The sequence below is a fragment of the Shewanella sp. K8 genome (assembly GCF_028823715.1).
In the GTDB taxonomy this organism is placed as follows: Bacteria; Pseudomonadota; Gammaproteobacteria; order Enterobacterales; family Shewanellaceae; genus Shewanella; species Shewanella algae.
The window spans coordinates 18,216-32,957 of sequence record NZ_JAPEHY010000033.1; the positions used below are offsets into that span (position 1 = coordinate 18,216).

Here is a 14,742-nt window from a genome sequence, read left to right on the forward strand (position 1 = left end):
AAATGAACAGACGCGAATTCATGAAGGCCAATGCCGCCATGGCGGCAGCCGGGGTCGCCGGATTGGCTTTACCTGCCACCGCCAGCAACCTGATCACCAGTTCAGAACACACCCAGTTAGATTGGAACAAGGCGCCGTGCCGCTTTTGCGGTACTGGCTGCTCTGTGATGGTAGCCACCCGCGAAGGCCGGGTCGTGGCGACCCATGGCGATGCCAACAGTGAGGTCAACCGCGGCCTCAACTGCATTAAAGGCTACTTCCTGTCGAAGATCATGTATGGCCATGACAGGCTGCAGACTCCCATGCTGCGGATGACAGACGGCAAATACGACAAGCACGGTGAATTTACCCCCATCAGTTGGGATCAGGCCTTTGACATTATGGCCGAGAAGTGGAAGCACACCATCAAGACCAAAGGGCCGACGGCGGTGGGCATGTTTGGTTCAGGTCAGTGGACGGTTTGGGAAGGTTATGCCGCTTCCAAGCTGATGAAGGCGGGTTTCGGCTCCAACAATATCGATCCCAACGCCCGTCACTGTATGGCCTCGGCCGTGGGCGGTTTTATGCGTACCTTTGGCATGGACGAGCCCATGGGCTGCTACAACGATATTGAAGCTGCCGACGCCTTTGTGCTTTGGGGCTCCAACATGGCCGAGATGCACCCAATCCTCTGGAGCCGGGTCACAGACAGACGCCTTAGCGCGCCCCATGTAAAAGTCTCTGTGATGTCCACCTTCGAGCACAGAAGCTTTGATTTGGCCGACTTGCCGATTGTCTTCACGCCGCAAACCGACCTGGCCATACTCAACTATATCGCCAACTACATCATCAGTAATGACAAGGTTAATTGGGACTTCGTCAACAAGCATGTGAACTTCCGCAGAGGCACAACCGATATTGGCTATGGCCTGCGGCCCTCACATCCGTTGCAACAAAAAGCCAAGAACGTGGCCACCGCCGGTGAATCTACCCCGATGGACTTTGATCAGTTCAAGGCCTTTGTCGCCGATTACAGTCTGGAGAAGGTCAGCGAGCTCTCGGGCGTACCCGAGCATAAATTGCTGGAGCTGGCGAAACTCTACGCCGATCCCGAGGTGAAGGTGACCTCCTTCTGGACCATGGGCTTTAACCAGCATACCCGAGGGGTTTGGTGTAACAACCTTATCTACAATATCCATTTGCTGACCGGCAAAATAGCCACCCCCGGCAACAGTCCGTTTTCACTCACAGGTCAACCTTCAGCCTGTGGTACTGCGCGAGAGGTGGGCACCTTCTCCCATCGCTTGCCGGCAGATCTGGTGGTGAATAATCCAGAGCACCGCAAGATTGCCGAGACCATCTGGAAAATCCCTTCCGGGATCATTCCGCCCAAGCCCGGCTACCACGCGGTAGAGCAGAACCGGCGCCTGAAAGATGGCGATCTCAACTGCTACTGGGTGCAGGTGAACAACAATATGCAGGCCGGCCCCAATATCAACGAAGAGGGCTTGCCAGGATACCGTAATCCGGAAAACTTTATTGTGGTGTCCGATGCTTACCCAACGGTTACCACCCAGGCCGCGGATCTCATTCTACCCACCGCCATGTGGGTGGAGAAAGAGGGCGCCTATGGTAACGCCGAGCGCCGTACCCAGTTCTGGCATCAGTTGGTGTCAGCGCCCGGACAGTCGCGCTCTGATCTCTGGCAGTTGCTGGAGTTCTCCAAGCGCTTTACCACAGACGAAGTCTGGTCCGAAGCTGTGTTGGCGGCCAATCCTGAATACAAGGGCAAGACCTTGTATGAAGTGCTGTACCAGAACGGCAATGTTGACAAGTTTCCTCTCAGTGAAAGCGATAACAAGTACCTGAACGACGAGGCCAAGCACTTTGGTTTCTATGTGCAAAAAGGGCTTTTTGAGGAATACGCCACCTTTGGCCGTGGTCATGGTCACGACTTGGCTCCCTTTGAAATGTACCACCAGGCCCATGGTTTACGCTGGCCTGTGGTTGACGGCAAAGAAACCCTCTGGCGCTACCGTGAGGGCTCGGATCCCTACGTTAAACCCGGCAAGGGTTTTGAGTTTTACGGCAAAAAAGACGGCAAGGCGGTTATCTTCGCGCTGCCATACGAGCCAGCGGCAGAATCCCCGGATGCCGAATATGATCTCTGGCTTTCTACCGGGCGGGTGCTGGAACATTGGCACTCAGGCTCCATGACCCAGAGGGTACCTGAGCTGTATCGCGCCTTCCCGGATGCCGTGTGCTTTATGCATCCGGATGATGCCAAGAAACGCGGCCTGCGCCGAGGGGATGAGGTCAAGGTAGTATCCCGTCGCGGCGAGATACTGACCCGGGTGGAAACCCGCGGCCGCAACAAGCCGCCGGTGGGTTTGGTGTTTGTCCCCTGGTTCGATGCCAGTCAGTTGATCAACAAGGTGACTCTGGATGCCACGGATCCGCTGTCCAAGCAGACCGATTTCAAGAAGTGTGCCGTGAAAGTGATGAAGGCCTGAGGAGGATAAGAAGATGAAATCGAATCATACCCTGTTGGCCTTTGCTGCACTGCTGACTGCGCTGTCCGTCAATGCCGCCGGTATTCCCGAGGATAAGGTGGCGACTTTGCGTCAGGCGCCGCTCAATAGCCAGCCGACACCGCCTGTGATGCAGAAGGTGAGAAATACGGATATCAAACAGACCCGTAACTACCCGATGCAGCCGCCGGTTATACCGCACAAGATAGATGGCTATCAGCTGGATCTTAAGGTCAACAAGTGCATGTCCTGTCATGCCCGCAGTCGCACCGGCGAATCGCAGGCGCCTATGGTGAGCGTGACTCACTATATGGACAGAGACAATAACTTTCTGGCCGAGCTGTCACCCAGACGTTATTTCTGTACCCAGTGCCATGTGCCGCAACTGGACGCCAGATTGATGGTGGAGAATGACTTTGTCGATATGGATCACTTGCTCAAGTCCGGGGCTGAGAACCCATCCAGCCATTAGGAGTCGCTATGTTTGAGAAACTGAAACAGATATGGCGGGTGCTGAACCGGCCCAGTGTTCACTTCAGTCTGGGTTTTCTGACCCTGGGAGGCTTTGTTGCCGGGATCATCTTCTGGGGTGGTTTCAACACTGCCTTGGAAGCCACCAACCAGGAGGCCTTTTGTATCGGTTGCCATGAAATGGAGAACAACGTCTATCAGGAGCTGAAGACCACCATACATTTCACTAACCGCAGCGGGGTGCGGGCGACCTGTCCGGACTGCCACGTTCCCCATAATTGGACCGACAAGATAGCCCGTAAGATGCAGGCTTCAAAAGAGGTGTGGGGCAAGGTGTTCGGCACCATCAATACCCGGGAGAAGTTCGAGTCCAAGCGGCGTGAACTGGCCGAGCATGAGTGGGCCAGACTCAAGGCCAACGACTCGCTGGAGTGTCGAAACTGTCATAACTTCCAGTATATGGACTTCACCCGTCAGTCACAGCGGGCGGCCAATATGCACTCCACCTCGCTGGCAAGCGGTGAGAAGACCTGTATCGACTGCCACAAGGGGATAGCCCACCACCTGCCGGATATGCAGGGAGTGGAAGGCTTCTGAGCCCAAAGCTCTGGGCAGAACCTATTGCTTCATAAAAAAGCGCGCCGAACTTTCCCGGCGCGCTTTTTTATCTGTTAAATCGCCATTAAAAATCCATGATTAAGCAACGCCTTATTGGCCGCTCTGCTGTTGCCGACTCAGCAGTTTAAGTTCTACTTGATTGCCGTCCGGATCGTAAATATAGATAGAGCGGCTGTATCCCCGGGCGCCATATTTTTCCGAAAAGCCTTCATGGTGCACGCCGTGTTGCTCCAGGTGTTGCAGCACTGAGGCTTCATCCTTGGCGGCAATATTGAGGCAGAAGTGCGCCATATTGAGGCCTGCGGGTTGATCGCTTCTTGGCACCAGATCGATAAGGGCACCGCCGAATCTCAGTTGCAGCAGGCTAGGGGCGTCGAGCCGCCGCTCGAACCGAGCCCCCAGCACTTGGGTGTAGAATGCTTCGCTGGTTTCCAGACTGCTGCAGATCAACACCAGATGATCTATATCTATCGCACTGAACATAAGATCTCCTGCATGCCGTCACACCTATTGTCAGCTTAGCAGGATAAAGAACACCCGCGCGAGTGGCGGGTGTGGTTTTGCGTTTGTTTCAGTCCGGTTGGTGCTTGGTTCAACCTGGAACTTTACTGGTGCTTTACTTGAGCGGTTCGCTCAGCTGGCGTCTTATGTTACTCACCAGCCACTCGCTGACATCATGGCCATTGTTGCTGAGCATCTTGGGAAACATGGAGATGGGCGTCATGCCCGGGAAGGTATTGATCTCGTTGAGCAGTATCTCGCCTTCATCGGTAAGGAAGAAGTCGATACGCGACAGGTGGGACAGCTTCATGCCCTTAAAGGCGCGAATGGCATAATCGCGTATGGTATCGATTTGCGCTTGGCTCAACTCGGCCTCGACCTTGGTCACCGCCTTGCTCTTGGCATCATACTTCTCATCGAAGCTGTAAAAGGTGTTGTTGGCGCAGATGATTTCACCCGGCACTGTGGCAATCACTTCACCCTGGTATTCATATACGGCCACTTCCAGCTCCCTGGCTTTGATGGTCTTTTCCACCACCACGTAGGGGGAGTAACTGAAGGCCTGCTCCAGCACCGAGGGGATATCATCGCCGTTGTCCACCCGGTAGCAGCCGACGGATGACCCTTGGGATGCCGCCTTGATAAACAGTGAGCCCCATTCATTCAAGGCCTCACGGCAGCGGGTGTTGGCCGCTTCACCGGCTTCGCTGAGAAACAGATAAGGGGTATTGGGGATGCCGAGCGCACTGAACCACATCTTGGCCGTGACCTTGTTGAAGCAGTTGCTGCTGGGTTCGGAGCCGCAACCGAAATAGGGCAGGTTGATCAGATTGAAATAGGACTGAATATCGCCGGTCTCGCCCGGATAGCCGTGAATACAGGGGATCACATAGTCCACCGGCCAGCTGGGCTCGGCCTCATCGAAGCGCACTTCACGGCGATTGGTCAGCTCGCAAACCTGGCCCTGCTTGGTGTGGTAGTGGCCGGCGGCGTCCAGCTCCAACCTGAGCACTTCCATGTCGGGAATATTTGCCAGGCAGCTTTCGATATAGTCAGCCGACATCAAAGAGATACTGTGCTCGGCGGCCCCGCCGCCACAGAGTAACAAGATATGGGTTTTGCTCATGAATTCTCCTGACTGAGCGGCCTGATAAATAACCTTGGCCGATATTATGCCTGCTTAGACAGGCCTTGAGTATAACGGCAGCTGACGCTGGCTCTCATCTGGTTATTTTGCCGCCAGAGCGAAACGGGCCGTATGGCATCTGGCTCGGTTGCTGTTTTCGTTATAGTCATGGCCACAGTCATAGTTTCTGCCATAGCCATAATCTCTGCCACAATCACTGCCACAGCCTATCGGCCAGCCCCGAGGCCCGGCGCGTGAGGCGACGACAGGCGCCGTCAAACACTGAGCTGTTACCCAAGCAGCAAAAATGTTGTTTGGCGCGGGTAATGGCGGTGTAGATCAGCTCCTTGGTGAGCAGTTGCAGCTGCGCCGGACTCGGGCTTGGCGGCAACACCAAGGCCACAGAATCAAATTCACTGCCCTGGGACTTGTGCACTGTCATGGCAAAACAGGTCTCGTGGCCGGGAAGACGCGCCGGCAACACCTTGAGCACACTGCCGTCGGCCTGAATAAAGTGCGCCAGCAGCCTGTTGCTGTCTCGGTCGGGCAGAATAACGCCGATATCGCCGTTAAACAGCCCCAGGTTGTAATCGTTGCTTTGGATGATCAGCGGCCGGCCCGGATAAAACTCCTGCTGCGGGGCGATCAATCCGGCCTGTTTCAGCACTTGCGTCAGTTGCCGATTGATCCCCTCGACACCGAAATCGCCGCCACGGGTGGCGCACAGCAGTCGAAAGCGGTTGTAACGGGCGATGATCTCCTCGGCGCCAATGTCCGGCCTGTGCACCACTTCCAGATAGTCGCGGTAGTGCTCACAGGCCTGGCTGAGAAGCTGAGCCAGCCCCTGCTGCTGTTTACCGATTTCCAGCCACTCAAGCTCCTGATAACCGCCATTCCAGGCCGCAGTTATCGCGGCGCCATCACTGAGGTTGACCGCCTTGGCCAGCACGCCTATGCCGGCATCGCCGCGGAATCTGTGGCTGTGACGCAGCATACAAAGATTGTTGCCTATGCCGGGGGCGAGATTGATGCAATCGCTGAGGTCAAAGCCGGTGAGCCTTGTCAGGGTTGCGGCAAACTCGGCGCTGTAACGCATGCGCCAGTCCTGCTGGTGGCGCAGACCGGCGCAGATATCGGCGAGCACGGCGCCGGCTTCCACCGAGGCCAGTTGATCCTGATCCCCGAGCAGTATCAATCTGGCATTGGCGGGCAGGGCATCGAGCAGCCGGTCCATCATAGGCAAGTCCACCATGGAGGCTTCATCGACAATCAGCAGATCCAGATGCAGCGGGTTGTCTTGGTGGTGACGGAATTTGTGCGAGCCGGGGATCACCCCCAGCAGGCGATGCACAGTGGCGGCTTCTTCGGGGATCTTGTCTATGGCGCCAAGGTCAAGCTCGGCGGCAAAGGGAAGAAGTTCTTTGGCCAGGCGCTGTTTGGAGGCCTTTATCGATTCGGTCAGGCGCGCAGCGGCTTTACCCGTGGGGGCCACCAGACGTATGTTCATCTCATTGCCGAGACACAGGAGCATCAGCAGCTTGGTGACTGTGGTGGTCTTGCCTGTGCCCGGACCACCGGTGATCACCGCCAACTGGCGACAATAGGCGGTGGCGGTGGCGACTTTTTGCCAATCGCGTTTGCCGGAATTTTCACTATCAGTTTGAGTTTCACCATCAGTTTGAGCTTCACTATCGGCTTCAGCTGCACCATTAGTCGCTTGGCTAGTATGGCTGACTGGCGGCAAAAACAGGCAATCGAGCGCGCGCCGCACTTCGTCGGTAGCGGGGTATTCAGTGACGGCCATGGCGGTGAGGCGCCGGGCGACCCGGCACTCAAAATCATAATAGCGTTTGAGGTAGAGGCGGCCAGCGTCGAGGATCAAGGGTTTGTCTTCACCCGGGGCGCCGACGGCGGCAAAATTGGCCACCGCCAGCTCAAGGCTTGCCGGGTCGGTATTGAGGCGCACACTGGGGTGGGGCTCTGCGAGCGGATTATCAAACGCTATGCTCCCCAGTGGCAGGCAGGCGTGCTGCGATGATAACTGGCGGCTCAGCAGGGCGCACAGCAACAGAAATAGCGGCGATGGCTCTTGGTGAATGGCGGCCATCTGCAGCGCAAAGTGGCGGTCGAGCGCCGTCAGCAGCCGCTGCTCTTCCCATTGCTTGAGCAGCGCAGTAACAGCTTGGCTGCTTTGCAGTATTGATGGGCTATCTGTCATAGACTCAACTCCAACTGAGGGGTGCTCGAGGGCGATTCGCCCTTGAGTAAGGCATCCAAGGCCAGGATCACCGCTTCATCCGGCCTGTCCACAAACACCCCGGCGCCGGGATGAGCCGCTGACATGCCCCGTAAAAACAGATAACAGCAGCCGCCGAAATGGCTTTGATAACAATAGTCCGGCAGTTTGAGGCTCAGGTATCTGTGCAGCGCCAGGCTGTAGAGCAGGTACTGGAGATCGTATCGGTGCTCGCTGATAGCGGCGGCCATCTTGTCCTGGCGGTAATCGCTGAAATCGTCCCCCAAGTGGTTGGATTTATAATCGGCAATATAGAAACGGCCCTGATATTCAAAGGTGAGATCGATAAACCCCTTGAGCATGCCCTTGAAGGCATCGAAGCGCAGTTCACCGCCATAACCATGTTTGGCCAGCAAGCGACTGAGCTCGGTATCGATAAGCTGGGTATCGCCGCCAAGGGGCAGATAAAACTCCATCTCCACCAGCTTTTGGCGCTTGCTGAGGTCGCCAAGGCGCAGACTCTGCCCCTGAGGCAGAGCGATGTCGGCGTTAAGCAGATCCCGATACCAGTCATAAAGCACATCTTGCCAATCGCTGTCGATGCCGTATTGCTGCATCGCCTGGGGCAGATGCAGCAAGAGTTCCTCCTCGGCCTGGGTAAAGTCGATTTTCTCCAGCACCAGGTGCATAAAAGAACCGGCATTGGCGCCGCGCTCGAAGCTGAAGCGGTTGGCTTGTAAGACATCCTGTGGTTCATAGACAGAGGCCGGCTCGATTTCAAACTCCTCATCACCGGCGCCCGGCAACACCCGCTCGTGGGGCAGATGTTTGACCAGGCCGGAATAGCTGCCGACCCGCCAGGGCGCGCCTTGACGCGCCGCCGGCACCTGGGCACAAAGTGGGCTTTGGGAATGGTTTTCAATGCCTTGAAGGCAACTTGGGTCTGCATCGCCCATCTCGGTCAAGGAGATGGCCTCGCAAACAAGGGATGCGGCGGCGCTTTGCAACCTGTCGCCGTCACAGTCCTTGTCTTCAATGCCGAGCAGATAGCCTATGGCTGTGTCTTTCAAAAAGCTGTTGATGCCCGTCTTGTTCATGCGGCAGTGGTTGGCCAGCCCCAGATAACAGCGATATATGGGCCGGGTCAGCGCCACATACAAGAGGCGCAGATCTTCGGCCAGCGTCTCGCGTTTACAGGCTTCCCAGCCTTCGTCACTGGCGTCCAGATCCCAGACTAATTGATTGTCTTTGTGGTACAGCATGGGCGAGGGGCGGCGACTGCCGTCGCGGGCCAGGCTGACAAAGGGGATGAAGCACACAGGATATTCCAGCCCCTTACTCTTATGGATGGTGACTATCTGCACCAGGTTTTGCTCGCTGGCGAGCCTCAGTTGCTGCTCTTCACGGCTCTGGCCGGAGAGCAGTTCCTGCTCAAACCAGTTGACCAGGGCGCTCATGCCTTCGAGCTCGGTAGATTTTTGCTGTAGCAGTTCCGCCAGATGACGAAAATCGGTGAGACGCCGCTCGGCGTTGGCCTCTCGGCCAAGCCGTTCCAGCAGCTGCCAGTGATCAGCGAGATTGAGCAGTGCCGGCATGATGCCGCGGCGGCTCCAGAGCTCATGCAGCGACATGAAGGTATCGAGCACCTCGGCGCGCAGTGTCTCAGATTGGTTGAACTCATGGATCTTATTGGCGCTGAAGCCCAGCAAGCGGCAGGCCAGTGCCGAGCGAATCGCCCGTTCATCCCTGGGGCTGGCGAGCGCTTTAAGGATAAGGGCGATTTCCCGCGCTTCCTCAGTGACCATTACCGAGTCGCGGCTGAGGAACACGGCGCCGATCTGGCGGCTATTGAGTGTTTGTTGCATGACGGCGGCTTCATTTCTATCGCGCACCAAAATGGCGATATCCCGGGCGCGCAGCGGCTGCTCACTGCCGGTGAGGCGGCACTCGCCGCGGTTGGCGGCATTGAGCAGGCGCACGATTTCGGCAGCAGCATCTTCGGCCAGCAGTTTACGGGCCTGGGTCTTGTTTAGGCCCTTGTCCGGATCTTCCTTGAGCAGCCTGAGCTGCAGCGCCGCCGAGTCTGCACCGGGCGCGAGCAGCTGTTTGCTGCCTGCGTCCTTGGCCTTGACCGGCTCGAACGGGATGGCGTCGCTGATAAAAGGATCGCTGCGGTTGGCAAACAGGCGGTTGACTGCTGCAATCATGTTGCAGGCCGAGCGGTAGTTGGTGTCCAGATTATAGTGATCGGCGGTATTGCGCCTGGCCTCAATATAGGTATAGATATCGGCGCCGCGAAAGGCGTAAATCGCCTGCTTGGGATCGCCTATCATCAACAGAGTGCGACTTGGCTCTGGCTCAGGCTTGGGCTGGGCGCCGGCATCCGCATCCTGCTGTGGCAATTGCGCCGGGTAGATGCCGGAGAAAATTGCAAACTGCAGCGGATCCGTATCCTGAAATTCGTCGATAAGCGCCACCGGGAAGCGTTTGCCTATCTCCTGCTTGAGCTGCTCGCCGATGGCAAGGCCGCTATCCGGCGCCGTCTGGGTCAGGCCGCCTATGGCCTTGGCCAGGGTGAGCAGCAGATCGTCCGGGCTCAGCAGGTTGCGCTCGGCCTTGAGCTCGGCAAAACGCTCGGCTATCTGGGTTCTTGCCTGATAGAGAAATGCCGGAATAAGCGAGTCTACACTGTCTCTGAGCGCTTCTATCTGCGCCAGTAGCGGCGCTTGTTGTGCTGTAGGGATTTCGCCGCCTTTTCTCAGTTTCAGTGACCCGAGAGCCAGGCTGTCCAGGAGTTTCGGGGTCGGCAGCCCCTGATGATACTTGGCCCAGTTGTCCATCTGCTCCAGCATGGCCGTGAGCTTGGGGTAGCCATCGGCCTGCTTGCCATAGCTGGTGCCGTTGAGCGGCAGGCTGTGGAGCAGGGCCTCGGTGGCGTCCCTTTCTCTTGGCCAGCTCAGTCGTAGCCTTGCGAGCTGAGTCTGCAACTGCTCGGCATATTGGTCGAATTTCCCCGGGTCGCGGTTGGCGCTAGCTTGACTGGCGCCGAGCAGCGGTCTCAATTCGCGCCCCAGCGCATCCGGAGTGGCATAATGGGCGGCTATCGCGGTCGCCAGCGCTGTTGGCAGCCGATAACAGACATGGCGCCAGAAATCGCGCACACTCTGGCGCAGATATTCACTGTCATCCAGGGTAAATTCCGACTCGAACAGCAGCGCCGACTCAAAGGCCATATCCGAGAGGATCCGCTGGCAAAAGCCGTGAATGGTAAAAATGGCGGCTTCATCCAGGCTCTTGAGCGCCAGATCCAGCTGCTTGAGGGCGGTTGCACGCTGCGTTGGCGGGCAGCGCTGATAAAGCTGCTCGATAAAATCGTCTTTGACGCTTAAGCCGATAAAGCGCTGATAACAGTTGCGGATCCTTTTGCGTATTCTGTCGCGCAGCTCTTCGGTGGCGGCGTTGGTAAAGGTGACCACCAGGATCTGCTCACAACCGAGGCCCGGGCGCTCAAAATCACCCAGCAATAAGCGTAGATAGAGGCCGGAAATGGTGTAGGTCTTGCCGGTTCCGGCACTGGCCTCAATCAGGCGCCGGCCGCTCAGCGGTAAACTCAATGGCTCCAGTGCTTGCATATTATTCCTGTCCCATCTGGGTAAAATCGGCCAGGGCGGCCAGTTTGTCTTTGTGGTAAAGGCTGATGAGCGGCGCCAAAATCCCCTGGGCCAACGCCGGGAAACTCAGGCTCTGCTGGAGTCTGAGTTGCCAACCGTCCGGCAACCCCGCACTCATGTTGCTCAGCGTAAACTCATTTTCACTCAACTCATCTTCACTTAACTTAGGTTCACCAGCTTTGGGTCCAAAATCTGCCGCAGTGCCAGCATAGGCGTTGTCATCAAGGGTTAAACCAAAGTCATCCGGAAAGCGGAACAGGCGGGCGTTATGGGGATCCTGGCCGTCACCGAACCCGGCATCATCCAACCAGGCGCTCTCGGCCTCAGCAAGCCGCAGCTGATGTTCAGTGTCAACAGGTAAGCCATCTTCTACCTCGGCGCTGAAGTACGCCATGGAGGTTTGCGCCATAAAGGGCAGTGGCCTATGTTGCCCCAGCTCAAACAAGGCGGCCAACTGACCCAGCAGGGCCTTGGCGGACTCGGCCTTGAGCGGCGCCATGGCGTGGAAGTGACCGGCATCCAGCAGATAGCTGTGCCTGTGAATGCCGCTGGCATTGAGGCACAGATGGCGAATATAGAGGCTCAACAGATCCTTGGGCTTGGTGGTACCCGGCCTTAAGTTGACCAGCCCCTTGGGGTAGCAGTCTTCGATACGGCCACAGAGCAGCAGTTTGCGGCCATTGACCTCGAGCTTGAGCGCTATTTCAACGGCATCCGGCTTGGGCAATTCGGCGCGAAGAAAACGGGTACGCTCCACCGCCGGGGCGATATCGCGGCGGTATTGATCCAGCAGCAGATCGTCAAACGGCGCCATCGGCAGCAGACCTTCGGCCTTGAGCTTGTCGAGCAGGGTTTCATCCAGCTCTCCGCGCTCGTCTTCCAGCGCATCCTGCATCATCAGCAGCTGCAGCTGATAGCGTTGCAGGGCGTTGAGCTCAAAGGGCTCATCATTGTCCTGACTGTCGATATCCAGCCTCAAGTCCAGCTGCAGCACCCGCTGGCAGAAATACTGCGCCGGGTTGCGGAAAAAGCGGATCAGCGCCGAGAGTTCCAGCTCCGGCTCCTTGAGGGCGGTTTCCTCGCCCAGCTCATGCTCAATAAAAGGCGCCGGGCTTTGGGCGGCAAACATCTCCCGGGGGCACCACTGGGTTGCAAAACTGCCGGGCAGCTCGCTGTCTTTGTAGAGCCGGGCGTCGAAGGGCTGCAGCGGTTGCTGAATGATGAGGCGCTGCATCAGCGCATCGGCCGCCAGATCGCCAAGGGCGGCTATCTCATCGGCATCTGTGGGCACTGCGGGCGGCGTAAATTGCGCCTCGTCAGGGCGGTAACACAGCTGAATGTATTCCAGCAATTCCGATACCAGCATGGAGGGAATACGTTCACTGTTATCGCGCTCGCTGTGGCCTATGTAACTGATATAGAGCTGATCCCGGGCCGACAGCAAGGCTTCGAGAAACAGGTATCTGTCATCCAGGCGTCTTGAGCGGTCGCCACGTCTTGGTTTTTCATGGGCGGTGAGATCGAACCCCACAGGATGTTGCACCCTGGGGTAGACGCCATCATTCATTCCCAGCAAACACATCTGGCGGAAGGGGATGGATCGCATCGGCATCAGGGTACAGAAGTTGACGCTGCCAGCGAGATAACGCTGACCGACCCTGGACTCACTCAAGGTTGAGTTGAACCATTGCCAAACCACTGTCAGCGGCAATACCCCGCTAAAGCCCGACAGTCGCAGCTCTTCGGCGAATCTGTCTATAGCCTGGCGAATGTCGTTGATCTCTTCCCTGGCATCGTCTTCCTGGGCCAGATAAAAGGCATCGAGCAGGGCGTTAAGCTGCGCCACCCGCTCTTCCGGCGGGGTTTGCTGCTTGAGCTCTTCCCTGAAGTCATCGAGCTCTTCAATAAAATTCAACAGCTTGCCGAGCGCCTGCGCCGACTGACCTTCAATACCGGCCAGCGGCAGATCGCCCTGATACAGTTCGGCATCATCGCCCAGGGCATAGCCCAGCAGCATGCGGCGGATCCCAAAGGCCCAGGAGTGTTTGTCAAACCCGGGCAAGCCAAGCTCTTCGCGGTTGTGACTGTCGCGGCCCCAGCGAATACCGGCGGCCTTGAGCCAGCCCTTGAGCTGCTCCAGCTCCTCCTGGGCTATGCCAAAGCGGGCCAGCACAGCAGGTACTTCGAGAATACTGATGATGTCTGTCAGGCCAAAGCGGCTCTTGTCCAGCGCCAGCAGGTTGAGAAAACCGGCAATTAAGGGGGATTCCTGGGCCGCGCCGCGATCGGCTATGGCATAGGGGATGAAATGATCGCCGCTCTTGGCGGAAAACACCGCATCGATATAGGGGGCGTAGGTGGCCACATCGGGCAGCATCACCATGATATCCTTGGCGGCCAGCGAAGGGGCGCTGCGCAGGCGATGCAACAGATGATCGTGCAAGGTTTCCACTTCCCGCAGCGGGCTGTGACAGCTTCGCAGTGTGATGGAGTCGTCGGTGGCGGCCAAGGGCCTGCGCCGGGCGATATTCAGGTATTTGCTGACATCCGGCCCCAGAGGCTCGCCTAAGGTTTCCATCTCCAGAATGTCATTTTGAATGCCGCCGAGCAGGGTATCTGTGTTGCCTGGGTGAAACAGCTCTTCCAGTTCCAGCCGCTCGGGAGGCAGCTCCAGCACCATATCCAGCAGCTCGCGGCCGAGACGGCCGTTATTGGCCAGAATGGGATTACCGACTTCCAGCTTGTCTTCCCAGAGCTCGGGCAACTGTTTCTTGCCCTCAAAAGCCAGCGCCATTCGCGCTCGCGCCCTGGGCTCTATGATATCGCCCCAATAGTGACGACAGGGGCTGAGGCTCAGCATCACTACCTCGATGCGACTGGCGAGCGCATAGAGTACATCCAGGGTTTGTGGCGCCATCGAGGAGATCCCGAACACGAACAATCTGGGCGGTAGGCCTTCCAAGGCATGATTGCTGCCTGTCAGCGTTTCTATCAGCGCCTGGTGCAGATTGGCCCTGTGGTAATGGCTCTGTTGCAACTCCTGATTGTTGTAACGCACCAACTCGCGCCAAAGCTCGGGTTGCCAGGCGTGCTGCGGCGCTATCTCCAGCGGAGATTCATTTTGCTCCCAGCCGAGGATCCATTCCGGACGGTATACCAGATATTGATCGAAAATATCGGCGATACGGCCGCTGAGTTGAAACAGTTTGAGCTCGACATCGTCGCCCAGATAATGTCTGAGCGGTGCAAAATTGTCTCTATCCAGAAGGGAGGGCAACAGTGCCATCAGTTTCCAGGTCATCGCCGCCTTGGTAAAGGGGTTTTCCTTGGGCACGTCATCGAGCAGCAGATAACAGAGCTGCCAGATAAAGCTGGACGGCAGCGGAAACTCCTGCGCTGCTGCCACGCCGTTGTGGCGCGCCAACTCCAGGCGGAGCCAGGTGGACATGCCGGGGCTTTGCACCAGAATTTGCTCACAGCTAAGCGGCGACATGCCAGGGACGCCATCGCGAAGCCGGTCTGCCAGGGTGGCCGACAGCAATTCCATCTTGTTGGACTGGATAAGAGTAAACATAGGCAGCAAGGTTACCTGGCTTTGAGCCGTTTATT

At 57.3% G+C, this 14,742-nt stretch carries 8 protein-coding genes; 3 read left to right on the forward strand and 5 right to left on the reverse strand.

The window, feature by feature from the left end:
- Positions 1-2: 2 nt before the first annotated feature.
- Genes napA through ON072_RS16500 form a run of 3 tightly spaced genes read left to right on the forward strand, consistent with a single transcriptional unit; the run spans position 3 to position 3,578 of the window.
- Positions 3-2,492 carry a nitrate reductase catalytic subunit NapA gene (gene napA / locus ON072_RS16490; RefSeq protein ID WP_045282887.1) on the forward strand — a complete coding sequence of 830 codons (2,490 nt, stop codon included), beginning with the start codon at positions 3-5 and terminating at the stop codon, positions 2,490-2,492.
- A gap of 13 nt (positions 2,493-2,505) precedes the next feature.
- Positions 2,506-2,982 carry a nitrate reductase cytochrome c-type subunit gene (locus ON072_RS16495; protein ID WP_062793459.1) on the forward strand — a complete coding sequence of 159 codons (477 nt, stop codon included), beginning with the start codon at positions 2,506-2,508 and terminating at the stop codon, positions 2,980-2,982.
- 8 nt (positions 2,983-2,990) lie between these two features.
- Positions 2,991-3,578 (forward strand): cytochrome c3 family protein, encoded by a 588-nt coding sequence (locus ON072_RS16500; protein ID WP_025009645.1) that lies wholly within the window; start codon positions 2,991-2,993, stop codon positions 3,576-3,578.
- Positions 3,579-3,689: 111 nt separating this feature from the next.
- On the opposite strand, the gene ON072_RS16505 is transcribed toward ON072_RS16500, so the two are convergent.
- The 5 genes from ON072_RS16505 to recC form a co-directional block, all read right to left on the reverse strand.
- Positions 3,690-4,082 carry a VOC family protein gene (locus ON072_RS16505; protein ID WP_101058896.1) on the reverse strand — a complete coding sequence of 131 codons (393 nt, stop codon included), beginning with the start codon at positions 4,080-4,082 and terminating at the stop codon, positions 3,690-3,692.
- A gap of 133 nt (positions 4,083-4,215) precedes the next feature.
- Positions 4,216-5,226 carry a D-alanine--D-alanine ligase gene (locus ON072_RS16510; RefSeq protein WP_107004749.1) on the reverse strand — a complete coding sequence of 337 codons (1,011 nt, stop codon included), beginning with the start codon at positions 5,224-5,226 and terminating at the stop codon, positions 4,216-4,218.
- A gap of 214 nt (positions 5,227-5,440) precedes the next feature.
- Entirely contained in the window at positions 5,441-7,444 is a 2,004-nt protein-coding gene (gene recD / locus ON072_RS16515) for an exodeoxyribonuclease V subunit alpha (protein ID WP_107004750.1), read from the reverse strand.
- On the reverse strand, positions 7,441-11,094 hold the full coding sequence (gene recB, locus ON072_RS16520) for an exodeoxyribonuclease V subunit beta (protein ID WP_261752481.1): 3,654 nt from the start codon (positions 11,092-11,094) through the stop codon (positions 7,441-7,443). Before recB ends, recD begins: the two co-directional genes overlap by 4 nt.
- Position 11,095: 1 nt before the next feature.
- Positions 11,096-14,707, reverse strand: a complete 3,612-nt coding sequence (gene recC / locus ON072_RS16525; protein WP_261752482.1) for an exodeoxyribonuclease V subunit gamma — start codon at positions 14,705-14,707, stop codon at positions 11,096-11,098.
- Between the last annotated feature and the right edge of the window lie 35 nt (positions 14,708-14,742).

Excerpts from the sequence above, each read along its gene's own strand:
- napA (WP_045282887.1), top strand. The coding sequence starts at position 3 with ATGAACAGACGCGAATTCATGAAGGCCAATGCCGCCATGGCGGCAGCC.
- ON072_RS16495 (WP_062793459.1), top strand. The coding sequence starts at position 2,506 with ATGAAATCGAATCATACCCTGTTGGCCTTTGCTGCACTGCTGACTGCG.
- ON072_RS16500 (WP_025009645.1), top strand. The coding sequence starts at position 2,991 with ATGTTTGAGAAACTGAAACAGATATGGCGGGTGCTGAACCGGCCCAGT.
- ON072_RS16505 (WP_101058896.1), bottom strand. The coding sequence starts at position 4,082 with ATGTTCAGTGCGATAGATATAGATCATCTGGTGTTGATCTGCAGCAGT.
- ON072_RS16510 (WP_107004749.1), bottom strand. The coding sequence starts at position 5,226 with ATGAGCAAAACCCATATCTTGTTACTCTGTGGCGGCGGGGCCGCCGAG.
- recD (WP_107004750.1), bottom strand. The coding sequence starts at position 7,444 with ATGACAGATAGCCCATCAATACTGCAAAGCAGCCAAGCTGTTACTGCG.
- recB (WP_261752481.1), bottom strand. The coding sequence starts at position 11,094 with ATGCAAGCACTGGAGCCATTGAGTTTACCGCTGAGCGGCCGGCGCCTG.
- recC (WP_261752482.1), bottom strand. The coding sequence starts at position 14,707 with ATGTTTACTCTTATCCAGTCCAACAAGATGGAATTGCTGTCGGCCACC.